Annotated in this window: 12 protein-coding genes and 1 pseudogene; 4 read left to right on the top strand and 9 right to left on the bottom strand. The window is 49.1% G+C overall.

The window, feature by feature from the left end:
• Positions 1-114: 114 nt before the first annotated feature.
• The 8 genes from PP769_RS08165 to PP769_RS08130 all read right to left on the bottom strand — a co-directional run bounded on the left by PP769_RS08165 (position 115) and on the right by PP769_RS08130 (position 10565).
• Complete coding sequence (locus PP769_RS08165) at positions 115-3255, bottom strand: discoidin domain-containing protein (RefSeq protein ID WP_312646537.1); 3141 nt, start codon at positions 3253-3255, stop codon at positions 115-117.
• Positions 3252-4088 carry a carbohydrate ABC transporter permease gene (locus PP769_RS08160; protein ID WP_376753405.1) on the bottom strand — a complete coding sequence of 279 codons (837 nt, stop codon included), beginning with the start codon at positions 4086-4088 and terminating at the stop codon, positions 3252-3254. The genes PP769_RS08165 and PP769_RS08160 overlap by 4 nt, the downstream gene beginning before the upstream one ends.
• 731 nt (positions 4089-4819) lie before the next feature.
• A complete protein-coding gene (locus tag PP769_RS08155) occupies positions 4820-5701 on the bottom strand; it encodes a carbohydrate ABC transporter permease (RefSeq protein ID WP_312646529.1) in 882 nt (293 codons plus the stop codon).
• A 484-nt stretch (positions 5702-6185) separates the two neighbouring features.
• A complete protein-coding gene (locus PP769_RS08150; RefSeq protein ID WP_312646528.1) occupies positions 6186-6431 on the bottom strand; it encodes a DUF2442 domain-containing protein in 246 nt (81 codons plus the stop codon).
• The gene (locus PP769_RS08145) at positions 6428-6700 is read right to left on the bottom strand and encodes a DUF4160 domain-containing protein (protein ID WP_312646526.1); all 273 of its coding nucleotides are present in this window, start codon (positions 6698-6700) and stop codon (positions 6428-6430) included. Before PP769_RS08145 ends, PP769_RS08150 begins: the two co-directional genes overlap by 4 nt.
• Before the next feature lie 194 nt (positions 6701-6894).
• The gene (locus PP769_RS08140) at positions 6895-7128 is read right to left on the bottom strand and encodes a DUF433 domain-containing protein (protein ID WP_312646523.1); all 234 of its coding nucleotides are present in this window, start codon (positions 7126-7128) and stop codon (positions 6895-6897) included.
• A gap of 833 nt (positions 7129-7961) precedes the next feature.
• Entirely contained in the window at positions 7962-9272 is a 1311-nt protein-coding gene (locus tag PP769_RS08135) for a sugar ABC transporter substrate-binding protein (RefSeq protein WP_312646522.1), read from the bottom strand.
• An 855-nt stretch (positions 9273-10127) separates the two neighbouring features.
• Entirely contained in the window at positions 10128-10565 is a 438-nt protein-coding gene (locus PP769_RS08130; protein WP_312646521.1) for a putative periplasmic lipoprotein, read from the bottom strand.
• A gap of 674 nt (positions 10566-11239) precedes the next feature.
• Here PP769_RS08130 and PP769_RS08125 point away from each other — a divergent pair.
• The 3 genes from PP769_RS08125 to PP769_RS08115 are packed head-to-tail and all read left to right on the top strand — an operon-like array spanning position 11240 to position 14142.
• Complete coding sequence (locus PP769_RS08125; RefSeq protein WP_312646520.1) at positions 11240-12199, top strand: SMEK domain-containing protein; 960 nt, start codon at positions 11240-11242, stop codon at positions 12197-12199.
• Between the two features lie 25 nt (positions 12200-12224).
• Positions 12225-12434 (top strand): hypothetical protein, encoded by a 210-nt coding sequence (locus PP769_RS08120; protein ID WP_312646519.1) that lies wholly within the window; start codon positions 12225-12227, stop codon positions 12432-12434.
• Entirely contained in the window at positions 12421-14142 is a 1722-nt protein-coding gene (locus PP769_RS08115; RefSeq protein ID WP_312647043.1) for a DUF2326 domain-containing protein, read from the top strand. The genes PP769_RS08120 and PP769_RS08115 overlap by 14 nt, the downstream gene beginning before the upstream one ends.
• Positions 14143-14175: 33 nt before the next feature.
• Here PP769_RS08115 and PP769_RS08110 read toward each other — a convergent pair.
• A pseudogene (locus PP769_RS08110) lies at positions 14176-14666 on the bottom strand (integrase core domain-containing protein); the annotation flags it as partial.
• Between the two features lie 311 nt (positions 14667-14977).
• Between PP769_RS08110 and PP769_RS08105 the strand changes: the two are divergent.
• Positions 14978-15751: a hypothetical protein gene (locus PP769_RS08105; protein ID WP_312646517.1), complete on the top strand. Its 774-nt coding sequence runs from the start codon at positions 14978-14980 to the stop codon at positions 15749-15751.
• Positions 15752-16162 lie beyond the last annotated feature (411 nt).

Raw genomic sequence — 16162 nt, 5'->3', positions numbered from 1 at the left:
ATTTCCATGGGTCAATTTCTTCTCGTGCTCCTCTTGCAACAGACATCAGCTTGGAATTCTTCTCCTTGGTAAGGAGAAGACTAAGGTGGGGGACCTATTCGCAGCAGCTGGTTGTTATTGGGATGTCCAGCGAACGTCCAGATGCCTTCCATTGAATGTTACCCTGACGTCGCCCTTCAGTGAAGCCGGTAAAACAAAACCGCCCGGTGGCATGGTCGATCCTTCCAGATCAACGCGCACCTGCCCGCCTTCCTCACGTGCCGCATAGGACACTTCGCCATACGGGGTTCTCAGCCCATGCACCCGGATGCCCTCACCCTGCAACCAATTTCGCGGCAGACCCGCGCCGATAACCAGTGAGCCGGTTTCTGTATCAGCATACACAAACAGATCAAGTACCGCCCGGATGAAATCCGACCCCACCCAGGTATGGGGCATATCACCAATGAAACGCGGATCCCGTTCAAGCCGGCCGATCACCTCACTCCATTGGTTCCACGCGGCCGGGCGACGGTCCCGCATATAAAAATCAAGCAGGGCATGGGCACGTTCCAGCTCACCCAACCGCACAAACGCGCTCACCTGACGAAATTCATAGGGGGTGTAGACAGTCCACGTCTTGGTGCCATCGCGCCGCGCCACAAACTCGGACCAGGCTTTTTCAAACGTGGCTATCAGCAACTCTCGTGGCAGAGCTGACGCCGCCCCGGTCGGCGAAAGCGCGATTGTCGTGGATGTCGGGTCAAAATCTTTTCGGTCTGCGGCCCCCGGCACGTGCCCGAGTTCTTCGCCCAACAAACTAACAGACGCGCTGATATCTGCCGCAAATTCAGCGGCATCGGCCCTGATGTCAGCTGCGCGGTCAGCGTGACCCAGTTCCTCCGCAAGAAACGCCGCATCAGTCAATCCTTTCAGACCCCAGAAATTATCCCAGAATGAATAGGCCGGACGGTCCAAATAACCCTCATGGCTCACCGATGCCGGTAACAGACCATAGAATGCCTTGCGATCATCTTGACGGTTATGCTCCGTGCGTTCCGACAGCCTCAATGTATCGAGGACCGCCGCAGCCTTGTCCACATGAGGCCACATCATCTCGGCAAAGGCACGATCCCCGGTGTACCGGTAAATATCCACAATCAGAAAAATCAGTTCTCCATGGCTGTCATTCTCCACAACCGGATCCGCACCACGCTTGTCCACACAGCAGGGAACTCTGCCACTGGAAAATTGGTATGGTGCATACCAGCGGGCATACTCAACCGCAGGGTCGTTCTGCCCGAGACGCAGGAAGCTTTCACTCATCATTGCGCCATCACGTATCCACGAACGGGCATAGGTGCGTGGACCCGGACGCAGTGCCGGCCCGTCGCGCGTGATCATCATATGCGCCAACGCGGTTTTTAAACTATTGAGCATCGGCATGGATTCAGGCGGGCCCGAAATGTCCACTTGATTGAGGATTTCCCGCCATTCCCCGGCTGCGGCCTTTTCTCCGGCATTAATGGCCTCGCGGTTCAGGTCGGGCGCAGACCCCCTATCGGAATCGAGGACCGTGACGACGGAAACTTCGCGAGCCTCACCCGGCTTCAGATCAACATGAAAATACATGACGCCGGAGCCGAAGCCTCCCGGCGCCACGAGGCTTTGCGAAACCGTGCCTGCCCCGGCATCCTGTACATGCGGAAACCCGGCCCGTTCAAATTCCGCGAGCGAGACCTGGTCCGGCTTCAGCTCAGGATACACGGACCAGTCACCATTCACCTGAAACGCGGCACCATCCCAGCCGAGTTGATCAATGTTGCTGACCCCACCCACAAGATTCAGAATCTGCGTAGGCGGATCGACCTGCAGGGGGCGGATGGCAAGGGCCAGAGTGAGCTTTCGAAGGATCGTGCCGGTATTGACCACACGATATCTGGTCACCACATCACGGGCATGGCCGTCCGTTCCCCCTTCTCGTCCAGCAGGAACTGGCGGACGATGTGCACTGACATCCAATGAGAGGCCCTCATGGGTCCGGCGCACGCGCGGCAAGGGCAGATACTCATCCAGCAGGCTGTGATGGTGTTCCCCATCGGCCCAGCTCAGCACCGACTCATTCTCAAGAAGAAACGGCTCAATCGAGAACGCGCCGGGGCCCGGTTCCATGGCGCCATCTTCAGACAGTAATGCCGACCGGCCACCTTGTGGAGGGCCAACGATGGTCCAATAAATCTGCTCACCAAGGAAACTGCGCGGATACGATCCCTTTTTGGCTTCCCTGGCTAAGGACAGAAGAAACCGATTGTCATCCTGCCCGAATTCCGGTGGTTCAATCCGAGCTTCCAGCAAGCCAATCCGTCCTCCCGATGCCGGTGTCAGTGAAAGACGAACATAACGTCCGAACGCCTCTGCGGTTCGCAGATACCCGATCGTTCCTGACGAGGAAGGCCCGGTGCCCATTTCCCAGTGCGGTACCGTCCAGTCTGTTCCGTCTTCGGAAAGGGCCATGTCAATCGCCTCGGGCATTTGACCCTCGGCCCATCGCAAGGTCAGTCCGCCAAGATCGCGCAAATAGCCCAGATCAAATATGAGTTCAGTGGGTGTGTCGGCAGTCCAGGTGGTTTCCGGATCACCGTCAACGACGGCAGGGGCAGGGACGTCGCCGGCCATTGCCACGACCGGCGGAATCATGGCGGGCGGCTCGGGAAGTGGCCGCATCTGGAGGGTATCGAACTCGACCGTCCCTTTGTCACCGGTTTCGCCAAGAATCACAAATTCAAATTTGGCGATGGTATTCAGATCATGGTCCTTGATCGGCCCCCAGGCAAAGTGGATATCGCTTCGCCGAATACGAACGGTTGTCCAGTCAGCAGGAAATTCGTAATCATGAAACTGCCTCCACCAGACATTCGCTCCGCTGTCATCGACCAGCCGAATCTCAAAAGTAGATTGTGGCGCATGCCCCCTGAGTTTAAATGCAATCTCGAAATTGTTCGACAGATCAAGCTGAATTGCGCGATGTACATTGGCGGTCCCGGCGGTTCGAAGTTCATAGGACAATTGAAGCGCATTGCCCTTCACGCCTTCTGCCATCCTGATCGAGGCCTCGCTGTATTCCGTCGCGATGGTCTTCCATTCCCCGACATTCTCAAAACCATCAAGCAACCGAAAATCATTGGCGGCGGGATTCTCCCCGAATGCACACACCGGCAATAACAACCAGGCCATGCCGAAAAAGAGGAAGCCGGCTGCACGCCATACACCTCTCATCCTTTGACACTTCCCGCAAGATTTCCACTCATATAAAAACGCTGAAGCATCAGAAACAGAATCAGGACCGGTGTCACGGTGATCACCGCACCGGCCATCATCAGTTCGACATCCTGCACATGCTCACGTGACAAAGAGGCCAGCGCAATCGGCAGGGTATATTTATCACTGTCGGTCAGGACGATCAGCGGCCATAAAAAATCATTCCATGCGGCCATAAAGGTAAACAGCCCCAGTGTAATCAGAATGGGTGTCAGCAACGGCGCCACGACCGACCGGAAAATGCGTAGCTCACTGGCCCCTTCAATCCGGGCCGACTCGATCAGTTCCGTCGGAATAGATAAGGCATACTGCCGTACCAGGAATATACCAAATATGCTGGCCACAAAGGGGATCAGCACACCGATCCAGCTATTCACCAACCCCATCCCTTTCAACATCAAAAACAGCGGAATCATGGACACCTGGGCCGGAATCACCAGGGCACTCAACAGCCCGCGGAACAGCAGGTGCCGCCCCTTGAACTCCAGTTTGGCAAACGCATATCCGGCAGCCACATTAAACGTAAGTGACAACAGAGTGGCCGCCGTCGCGACAAACAGGGAATTCAAGAAGTTCCTTCCCATACTGGAATATTCAAAGAGCTTAATATAATTGGCCAGCGTCGGATGCTCCGGCAACAGCGGCGGCGGAAAATTGCTGGCCTCTCCCGGAGCCATAAAGGACACACTCAGCATCCACAGCAACGGGATCAAAGCAAACGCAGCCAAAAACAACAAGCCGACATTCGTCCCCGAGCCTCTCCACAAGTGTCTCATGGATTTACCAATCATACAGAATGTATGGTTCCCTGCTCTTCATCTGCATTCCGTCTCCCATAATCCGACGCCTGCCGGCTGGCCCAAGGGAGGGACGCTCTCATCCCCCGGCGGACCTTGTTTGAGCCAGGCGAGTTGGTCCGCCCTCTCCAAGTTTGCGTCCCTCCCCTCTAATGAGGCCAGACGGGGCGTCAATGGTTTTGGGTCCTTTTGCCAGAGCAAAAGGACCTCGCCTGCCGGGGCGAAACCCGGCATCACAGAACTTCACGTCAACACGAGAGTAGCAGCCACCGGTGCCATGCGTTCTCATCACAACACGATTTTCCTATAGTGCTTCCAATGAATATCCAAAGCCATCGTTATCTGTATGCCTTCCTCGCCGCTGCGGGACGCCTGCCGGCTGGCCCAAGGGAGGAACGCTCTCATCCCCAGGCGGACCTTGTTTGAGCCAGGCGAGTTGGTCCGCCCTCCCCAAGTTTGCGTCCCTCCCCTCTGCTGAAGCCAGACGGGGCGTCAATGGTTTTGGCCACTTTTGCCGAATCAAAAGTGGCTCGGCTGCCGGGCCGAGACCCGGCAATTATCATGAACTCTAAAAATTCCAGGTTGTGCATACGTGAAATTTTGATGCCATTGCTCCGAACCAATAGGTCGGTAATGGAAATGCCCAGAGTAAACCCAAGATTGATTCCCGATACACATCAGTAAACCTCTAAGACCAGAACCATTCACTTCGTATGAACATCAGCTCACACTCCACTCCCATACCGCCGCATCACCAAAAGTTGCCCAATTGCCGCCACAATCATAAAAACAAAAAGAATAAAGGCCACGGCGGATGCCGACCCCAGGCTCCACCATTTAAAACCTTCTTCATACATCAGATAAATAATGCTGAGCGTACTCTGAACGGGTCCGCCCTGTGTCATCACATAGGGTTCGGCAAACAATTGGAAGTATCCGGCCATGGTCAGCACCCCGACGAGAAACAGTGAAGGAACGAGGGAAGGCAATGTGACATGGAAAAAACGCTGAAGGGCATTGGCCCCGTCAATCCGTGCAGCCTCATACAAATCGCCGGGTATCGCCTGGAGGCCCGCCAGAAGAATGATCATATTGTAGCCAAAGTTTTTCCAGACCGCGAAAAGAATGATGGACGGCATGGAATAATGCGGATCACCCAGCCAGTCCACAACGGAGAGGCCCAACCAATCGAGGGAATAATTGATCAAGCCATAACGGGTATGCAGGAGATATCGCCAGATCACCGCCACGGCCACAATCGTCGTCACGACCGGCGCAAACAAGGCGGTCCTGAAAAATCCCTTGAACCGCACCATCTGTCCATTCAGCAACAGTGCCCCTGCCAGTGACACAAACACCGAGAGGGGCGCACCGACCAGCACGAAATACAGCGTGTTACCCAGGGCCTGCCAGAACAGCGGCCGTTGCAACAGCTCAATATAGTTTTGGAAACCCACAAATCGCAGGTTGGACAGGTCGGCCAGAGCATAGATATCAAAGTCCGTCAGACTGAGAGCCAACGCCGCCAGCACCGGCAGAAAGAAAAAAACAGCAATAATCGCCAGCGCCGGCCCGGCAAACAGCCAGCCTGCCACAGACGATTTCACGACCCGTCTTCCCCATCCCGCGCCAGCATTTGGACAACAGGCACCCTCCAGCAAACACTTTCGAACCGCTTGAAATATCGAGCGCCTTCCACCATCCTGCTGGAATTGTTGTTTCTAGACTTTTCCATTTTCGCCGGGGCACTCCACCTGCTTATTCTCTACTAAATCACTCACAGCCTTCGCTCTGGAGAGAGAGGGTTCAACTATGTACCAATAGAATTGAATGGGGGATGATGTCCGGAAATCTCAAGAACAATCGGGGGATGAATGAATCTCAGGTTTCGGTCGATTCTAACGCAAGATCAATGGGTAATTGGCGCACACGGATGCGAGTCTCCTAAAAAACCACGACCACTCCTTAAAGTATTTTTTCGTAACGAGGTGAGCAATGTTCTAAAGTTGATGTCCACGGAAACTCGATCAAAGAAGATTTCTTCCGTAGGAGCCAAGCGTCTGAGGTGGGCCAGGTGGCGGCCCTTAGATATTACGTGTCTTCGCTTGTGAGAGGTTTCCATCGCGCCTGAATCGTATCGGCAGAAAGGTCGGCTCCACAGTCCCACTCAACATAATAGCCCCCGTTGTGAATTTGCTCAAATGTGTTTCGATCTTTTAACGGAGCGAATGCCTCTGATTCCAGATAGGGGGTGATGTCCAAGAGACCGGCTTGCCCATCATCAGCCTTGATGTATAGGAGGTGATCGTCTTTTGGAATAACTTTTGTAATTTTCACTGATCAAGCCCTCGAATAGGAAAGGGTTTCTTGCCTACCACCGCCAGTTCCCAATCGGCTAGTAAATCTTCATGGTGTATTTCAATCCATGCCACGACTAACTTGTGTTTTTTAGGAGGAAGCTCGCCAGCTAAAACCGTACCATCAGGAATTGAATATACAGCAACCTGGCCCTGATATTCAGCATGAATGTGAGGCACGTGGTGTCTTTCCGTATCATAGAAAAACATTCGGATAAGGATGCCGTAAAACATGGAAATAGTGGGCATGGGTGTAACTCTCTCTCCTATGCTTATCAGCCTCCGCAGACTGGGTTACTCCATCTGTGTTCATTTTCCTTCATGCTTCCGTATTACCGAAGCTAACTGTTGGCGTGGCCGGAGCTGCCCTTTCGAAATGGAGGTTAGGCTCTAGCTCTAGAATATGGCCAGGAGCGGAGATAGCGCGTGATCAACAAGAAACCTCACGTTTGAGCAGTGAGCGGCAATTCTCGCTCGCGGACCGCCTCAGCCCCATATTTCAAAGCTTCGCGGACATCCTCCGAGCAGAGATCATCAGGATAGACCTCCAAGATCTCTTCCGAAATCATGCCGTCTGCCATCATCGCCACAATAGTGGCGACGGGAATCCGGAGGCCCCGAATACATGGCACGCCATCCATTCGCCGAGAATTGACGGTGATTCGCGAAAATTTCATAAGTTATTTTTTCTTTCCGTCATTGTAAACCAACAGTCGGTCCTGGACAATCAAAAGCTCAGGGATGCATTTAGAGTGATTCCGATTAATTTCCAAAGTCTTTTTTGTCTGTATGCCTCCACGCGGTTGACTGACGCCTGCCGTCCGGTCCTTGGGTCGGACGCTCTTGTGAACGGGCGGACTTTGTTTGAGCCCTGCGAGTTAGGCCGCCCTCCTCAGGCCCGCGTCCGTCCCATCTGAAGAGACCGGACTGGGCGTCGATTTGTATGGTGCTTCTCGTAGAGTGCGACCGTTGTTTGATCCTTTGTCTCCACACAACGGATTCGCTTTTCGAGTCGAACCAAACGATAATCGCGCTCTCAGAGACGCCTCAGGCAATACCTCGCCGCCGGACCGAAACCCGGCACCACAGAGATTCACGTCAACACGAGAATAGCAGCCACCAGTGCCATGCGTTCTCATCACAACACGATTTTCCTATAGTGATTCCAATGAATTTCCAAAGTCTTCTGTGTCTATGTGCCTGTTGCCATTGACTGACGCCTGCCGTCCGGTCCGTGGGTCGGACGCCCTCATCCCCTGGCGGGCCTTGTTTGAGCAGAGCGAGTTGGTCCGCCCTCCTCAGACTTGCGTCCGACCCATCTTAATGAAACCGGACGGGGCGTCAATGGTTTTGGCCACTTTTGCCGAAACAAAAGTGGCTCGACCGCCGGGGCGAAACCCGGCAACACAGAAAAACGCGTGAATACGAGAGCTGAGGAAATCAGTGCCATGCAATCACCGGACAGCGCTTTTTCGATGAAAAAAAGCAAGAGGGTTTACCACAGACGATTTCACGCCCCGTCTCCCCCATCCCGCGCCAGCATCCACCGACGTTTCTCCAGAATGCGATCGATCCGGCTATCCAGTTCACGCGCCACTTCTTCAGCCGTCCATTTCTCATGCACCGCACGCTCCGTCACCATGCGCAATTCCTGCACGATGCGTTCCCATTCGGGAATTTTCGGTGCCGGTAGCGCGCGCTCAAGCTGCTCCCTAAAGGCCACGAGATACCGATCCGATTCAAGCCGGTCTCCCCGCCAGCTTGACCGACGCGGCGGCAGATTCCCACTGATCTCATAAAACTGTTGCTGAATTTCTGGACGGGACAGGAATTCCACCAGCCGAAATGCCGCATCTTTATGCGCGGAATGTTTAAACACCACCAGGCTGGAACCGCCTGCTGTCGAGGCACCCGGACCCGAAGGCCCGGGCAGGATGGACGTCATCCAGTCATCCTGCAGATCGGCAGGCAACCGGCGGCGGAATTCGCCGATATTCCACGGCCCGGTCATATAGAAGGTAAAGTGGCCCCGTGCAAACTCATCCCACACATTGGCAATGTCGGTTTCACTGGAAGGCGGTGCCAGCCCTTTGCGAAAAAAGTCGAGGTAAAAATCAAGGGCCACCACCAGCTCAGGGCTGGAAAAATTGCCATACCGGTCACCGTCCCGCAGCAACGGCACCCCTTGTTGAAGAGCAAGGGACACCTGCATTTCATATTCATTCAGCGGCACGTAAAAGGCAAAGTTGTCTTTTCCAACATGTTGCTTCACCGCCGTGGCCGCCTGCATCCATTCAGTCCAGTCACGTGGAGGGCGAACAATTCCGGAAGCCTTCAGAATATCCTGCCGGTAAAAGAGCAACCGCGTATCCACATACCAGGGCACCCCGTACAAGGTATCGCCAACGACGTTCGTCGCCCAGATCCCCGGGAAATAATCCTGCTCCTCAATCACGGAAGAGGCCTCTGCCATCTCATCCAGCCTGGCAACGGCATCAAGCGCCGCAAATTCCGCGATCCAGGTATTACCCATCTGGGCGACATCAGGCAGGGCATCTCCGGCAAAGGCCGTCAACAGTTTTTCATGGGCCGAGGTCCAGGGAATCTGCTGGACAATGACGCGAACCCCAGGATTCTCACGTTCAAACTCCTTGAGCACCTCAGGAACAATCTCCCCTTCGCGGCCCATCGCCCAGAACTTAATTTCCAGAATGTCATCCTGCCCGCTCCCACTTGTGCATGCGGCCAACATGGCAGCCAGCACAATGAAGGCAACTACAAACATACCCGCTGTTTTTTTACACGATATTTTTGGGCTCATACAGAATATGGGCGTCCTCGCTCTTTCATGTGCATTCCTGAAAGGTTCGTCTCCCATAGTCCGACGCCTGCCGTCCGGTCCTTGGGTCGGACGCTCTCATCACAACTCGTTTTCCCTATAGTGATTCCAATGAATTTCCAAAGCCATCGTTATCTGTGTGCCTTCCTCGCCGTTGCGGTGACGCCTGCCGGCTGGCCAAGGGAGGGACGCTCTCATCCCCTGGCGGACCTTGTTTGAGCCCGGCGAGTTGGTCCGCCCTCCCCAGGTTGGCGTCCGTCCCCTCTGATGAGGCCAGACGGGGCGTCAATGGTTTTGGCTACTTTTGCCTCCACAACAAAGGTCGCGCTCTCCGAGACGCATCAGGCAAAACCTCGCTGCCGGGGCGAAACCCGGCAACACAGAACATCACGTAGACATAAGAGTTGGAGCCACCAGTGCGATGCGTTTTCATCAGCGCGCGTTCTAATTAGTAAACCCAAGATGAATTCCCGACACACATGGTCAAGCTGTAAGGCCAGAATCATACATTCTGAATGATCCTATTTTTCCTGGACTGTTGTCATGCTTTACAGTCTTCTTTTCGAGGGGATAAAAAGAATCTGGCGAGCATCACCCGCCACTCCGGAGCTTTCCCGGATATACGGTAGCCTCACACGCGGCACGGTTCTGTCAAGGTTCTGGGGGGTTGAGGGACTGGTTTGATGGATACCCAATCGCGCAGCTACATTTGTTCCAAAAGGTAATTCTCGTTTTTCGCGGTCTCAGGCATTTCAGCGCTTACAGGAAGAGCTACCAACTCTGTGAATACGTCACCTTCCATCGCAAGCTGCTGGGTTAACAATTTCTCTATTACGGTTAATGCGGATGTACTATTGCAATCCACCCGCAATCAGGTCCTTGAGCCTTGATACCAAATGATTCGCCCGGCTGAAGGGTACGGCGCATGGCACGCGGTCGGTCTTGGGGCCCGGTGGGTGGAATAACAAAGCCGGTACCATTGATGAAGAGGTTGACGTTGGCGGTATTAATGACTTGCACGCTAACATCGACCGGGTTAGTAGACCCGTTATCGTAAACCCGTGGGATATCTCCTTGATTCTGTGTACACGGATTGCCGAAATCACTGGAAAGAAAAATAAAGCCGTAGCCTTCCTCATTGAGGGTGGCACATCCGGCAAGGAGTATGAACGCGGCAAGCGATAAAAGACATTTCATTTGTCCTCTCAAGCTCATTGCACGAAACGACTCAGATTGCACGCTATTCTTTTCCTTCTTCATTGGGTGATCGAGCATCGGTAGTGCTGTTTATTCTGCAATCAATTGACCGATCCGTACAGGGATCGCGCAGGTTAAATGGTTTAAAGATACCATAACAATCGAGCCTTCCTTCTTCAACCAAATCATCCTACGAGATATTAGTTGGAGATGTTACAACCGAACCCGTGGTCGGCTGGTGGGGAGAAACAACCCCGATGGCTGGTGACCGACAAATTCCGAAATATTGATTCGGCTCATCGTACTCCCAATTTCTTCGCGGGCAGCTCAGTTGGTCATACCAGTTTAGGCCCTCATCAGATTGGAAATCCTTTGGGCGTATATGCGGCGACAGTGAGTCGCCGCTTGAAATTGGCGGCGTCACAGATGTCTCATTACAAGACCTGCCCCCCAAGCTGGACCTGATGATATCTTTTCCTTGGCCTTTTCATCCTGGATTATCAAGGGGGATAGCTTATTCCGGTGGTGAATGTGGTATCGCTTCCAACAACCGGCCAGCTATTTACAACGAACAGCGGAATTTGATTTAGTCAGATAACCGTTTGTCAGGAAAACACGAGACTTTAACTGCCTCGTGCAAATTTATCACTATAGACATAGACTACCGAAATATTAAGATGAGAAATTGTCTATTTCCGACGCAAAGCGGATATTACATAAAGATAACCTAGCACCCAACTGAAAAATTAACTATGAACCGACAGGGCTACCAAAGTTCAATAATTAGTTCGCTTAGTTGGCTTTCTACGCAGGTATCAGTTAGCAATGGCATGAACTTTACTGACATAAATATTCATTCTGAGAACTTCTATCGGAATCTTTTGAATCTGGCATTTGGATACAGCTTGATCAATATCAACATCATTGAACAAAACAGCACGGCTATTGATCTCGGAGATCAGGCTAACCGCATAGCTATCCAAGTAACCTCTACATCCACTCTTGATAAAACCAAGAACACTGTCGATAAGTTCATTAAAAAAAAACTATACGAAAAGTACGACCGCCTTGTAATCCTTAATATTGTCAAGAAAAAAGATCATAAAGTTCCAAACATTGGCAATAAGTTTTATAACTTAGATACTAAAAATGATATTTGGGATATAGGTATTCTCGCAAAAATGTTTAATAATCTTGGCACCCCCAAACTGGAAAAAATTAATGATTTTCTAAATAGTGAGTTGTATCAAAAACCAACAGAAGAACTGCCGAAGAATGTACAGACAATTCTAAGCCTTATAGAATTAATCAGTGATGAAGATCATCCCGCGATAGGCGATGGATACCTAACAGACCCATTTCCGGACGAAAAAATTAATCAGAGATTTTCAAATCATGCGGTATTCTTAAAAACCGAATTTTTAACTTTATATCAAGATTATGGTGCCGTTTTAGAGGCAATTGAAAAGGAATCCGATATTGGCCAAGTGAAACTTCGTCGGGTCGCGCAACACTTGAGAGTATTTAGCGATAAAGTTCTGACTGAGTGTGACGGCAATCCAAAGAATGCATTAGCACGGATAATAGAATATTTCGTCACGCTTTTACAGACAAAGGGATTTGCAGCAGACACTGGGGCGGCCCAATTCTATATTGTTAAACACTTGATTAAGTGCAATGTATTTCCAAATAAGGAAACAGACCTTGTCTAACCTATTTACAAAAGATGAAGACCTAATGAAATCTGCCCCCTTCATTGGCTATGAGATACTGAAGCAGCTGCGGGGAAGTGCCGATGGTCGAATAAGTATCTTTGATATTGCAAAAAGTTTCCAAAAGACGACCAAGCTAAGCGCTAGAAGCATCTATTACGGAATGTTATTTTTGTATTCCTTAGATATTGTCGATTTTGATGAGCCATATTTAATTGAAAATGTTGAAAATTAAAAAACTATATACCGAACCAGGAGTATTTGATCCCATTTCATTTGTAGACGGGTTTAATTTGATCTTAGGCGAAAAAAAAGAAGGGAATGTTAAAACCAATGGCGTTGGTAAGTCTATAGTTATTGAGTTCCTAAATTATGCTCTTCTAAAACAGCACAAAGATAGCCGGGTAGCACTCATTCCCGAACAAACCCTATCTCGGGAAGTGACCGTTTGCTTAGATTTTGAAATTGGTGAGCACAAAATAACATCTAAGCGAACAATTAAAGATCATGACTGTCCGGTTTTAATTATTAATGGCCATAGCCAGCGCTATTCAACGCTAGCCGATGCTAACAACCATTTAGGTTCGTTATTATTTGAAAATCTAGACCAAAAAAACCCACCTTCTTTTCGAATAATGATGGGTCCACTTATTCGGGATGAAGGTTCTGAATTCAAGTCAATAATCGACTGTTACGACACCACAAAACGTATACCGCCAGACTACACTCCGCACCTTTATTTATTGCATGTTGATCCATTGCCATACAACGAAGCAAGGCAGCTTTACAAGGAAATGGAAAACTTAACAAAAGCAAAAAGTAAGATAGAGGAGAACATCAAAGTCATTACGAATAAAAATGTGTCGGAATCAAAATCTGATCTCAATGAATTAGAAAGCCAAGTCCGAAGAATACAATCTGATATTGATCGACTTGAGAATATTGAAGGCTTTGGAGTCATAAAAGATGAAATAATCGAAATAGAAAATCGGCTTGAAAGGGAACGGTCAAAACAGGCCGTATTAAAATCTGAATTATCAAAGTTGCAGCTTTTTCATGGTGACAACTATATTGACGGCGATGAGGTTGCAGAGCTCTACAATCAATTTAAAGAAGGGCTTGGCGATCTAATAAAACGCGAATTAGATGAAGTGACTATATTCAAGAAAAAGATCGATAATTTCCAGAGAAACCTTATCGACCAGAAACGCGGCTCCATTGTGGAAGCCCTCCAACCATTAAACGAAAACATTTCTGAATTAAGCCGGTTATACAAAGAAAAAATATTACTCTTAGATCAAGAAGGGCTTTTAATAAGCTTAAAGCAGACCATCGCTATTCATGCTAGAAAAATAGAAGAGCTTTCTGCCCTTTCGTCTTTTATAAAAGCCCACAACCAATACGAAAGTGATCACAAAAGTAAAAAACGGGAACGCGAAAATAAAATCTATTTATTGGAAAGTTACCGCAATGACTCTGATGCGGTGGTTCGATCGTTTGAAAAAACTATTCTTGATATTCATGAGTATGTATTTGGAAACAGAAAAAGTTCATTTGATATAGAAATATCTAAAAGAAAAGAAATATTGAAGTTTGAACTTCGCACTGACTCGGATGGAAGCCATAGCATAAACAGAGAAAAGGTGTTTTTGTATGATTATGCCTTATTGATAAACCCCTACACCTCTGAGCTTCATCCCGGACTTTTAGTACATGACAATATTTTTGATGTTGATCAGGACACACTGATTAAAAGCATCAATTATATTGGTGAGAATCTTAATTTGTTAAATGGTAAACAATATATTTTAACGATCAACCGCGATAAATTTAGCGAATCGGACATGGAATTATTAAATTTAGACCTTGATGGCTATGCTCGCGCATCTTTTACGAAATCGAATAAATTTTTAAAGACCCAATACCAAGAGTTAACACTTTAGGGACAGACTTTGGCTCTGATGTAAGCTTTCCCGTCAAGCGGACAGTTCAAATGTAGAGTTTTCGGGCGTTAATTTCTGATAATGATACGGGGCAGTTCCCTGTAAAGCCTTGCGGGGCCGGTGTTCATTGTAGATGGTCCGCCAACTGGCTGTGATCTCCCACACTTCTTCCAAACTCCGAAACAGATAGAGATTGAGCACCTCATTCCGATAGGTGCGATTAAATCGCTCGATAAAGGCATTCTGCGTCGGGCAACCTGGTTGAATGTGATAGATCAACACCCGATTCGCCTTTCCCATTCCTGTAGTTGCTGAGCGATGAATTCTGGGCCGTTATCCAAGCGAATCATAAGGGGCAACTCGCGTTCTGCCTTCTGGCGGTCAAGGACCCGAATGACTCGCTCAGCCCGTAGCGAGGTATCAATCTCAATGGCTAACGCTTCCCGATTAAAGTCATCAATGATGTTCAAGGTGCGAAATCGGGCACCAGGGTATAACGCATCACTCATAAAGTCGGCGGACCACACTTAGGAGGCCTATTAAAGGATTTTAAAAAATTCAATGACAATGGTAATAAAGACAGCCTTTCAATATTCTTTCGGGAGAGGCTGATTGGCAAATCCTCTCCAACCTTATCCTGAATAATCCAGAAACATTTTCCTAGGTACATCCTGATCAATTCCTCCATATATTGAAAGCTCATTAAAGACTTATTTGCAAAATTAAGATAATCTTCAAAGCTCAAGCAGCCATGTTTCTGGATCCCTTTCAATAGGCAGTCATTTAATCATGCAATGGATGGAATAATAGTATCGCAAATAAAGGATATACCAAGGTGACCCAAAATCCAAATACCACTTCTCCTGTTGATAAAAAACAAATAGCTTCACCGATCTACGAGGCTGCTAGAAATAAGCCCCCTCAAAGTACAGCGAACTCCAATTTGCCCGTTATCGAAATCAATGAGGAAGTACTTCAAAAGTACCATGACCAAGTATTTCAAATGATTAATGCCAGGTTAACAGAAACCTTAAAGTTCTACACGCCAATCCTCGCTGCTTTAACTGGATTCGGTTGGATCTGGTTTGTATTCCCTATTCCAAACCCGGACAAAACTCCTTATACAGATTTGCCATTTTTTGCTTATCTGTTAGGAATGGCTATTCTATTTGGTGGAGTGATTTATTTATTGAAAGTTGGCTACACATATCGGTATTTACAAATTGTCCTTGCAGGGCTAGAAAAAATGTTGGGCCTCTATAAACTAGGGCCAGGGTGGGATCCATGTCCCAAGCTAGAACCTAAATTACCCACTTTATTTATGGCATTTACATATACCGAATGCTTTTGGATGTTGCCAGAGATTTTAAAGACTCATTTAATTATGTTTTTCTTTGCAGCAATTGGTATCTCTCTTATATATATGATTTATTTAGTAGGTCCTTTACCGGCAATCATATTGATATGGGGTTTCATCATTATTTCTATTGGATATACTTACAAGAACTGTATCAGTAAATTAAAAATGCAATGTAAAGAACTGGAAACCAATTTCAAGCAATACAAATTCGTAGTTTGTTCAGTTTATGGAAAAAAAAGAATTGATTGAAAAAGGAAGAAGAAGTGACCAGGTGTTGGTATTACAGTTACCTTGGTACATGCTTGCCTATAGTTCATCCGTTAGTTCTTAAACGTCGGGGCCGCCTACCATGTCACGAGGCAGGGCAATGCTCGCCAGCACATAGTCCACGCTGAGCCTGACCGTAAGCACTTTCTCGCTCTGCCTGCTAACCGGTGAGAGCCGGCTTGACTTGTTTTTCCGAGCGGTAGTTTTTTCTCCCAAAATTCACTACCAATCGAGGCATTGGCATTCCAACATGAATGCCCGGGTGCAGAGTCTTTCGTGGGTTACTACTTCGAAAGACTTTTTTTTAGCGAAACCACCCATGCTGCTTCCTTCACGCTATAGCGGTTTCATGCTGACCCCTTGGAGGCTCTATCGGTACGGCTATGATCCGCC

Origin of the sequence: Candidatus Nitrospira allomarina (genome assembly GCF_032050975.1) — a bacterium.
GTDB classification, from domain to species: domain Bacteria; phylum Nitrospirota; class Nitrospiria; order Nitrospirales; family UBA8639; genus Nitrospira_E; species Nitrospira_E allomarina.
The sequence above is the reverse complement of the archived record's forward strand: the minus strand, read 5'-3'. Positions and strand labels throughout refer to the sequence as shown.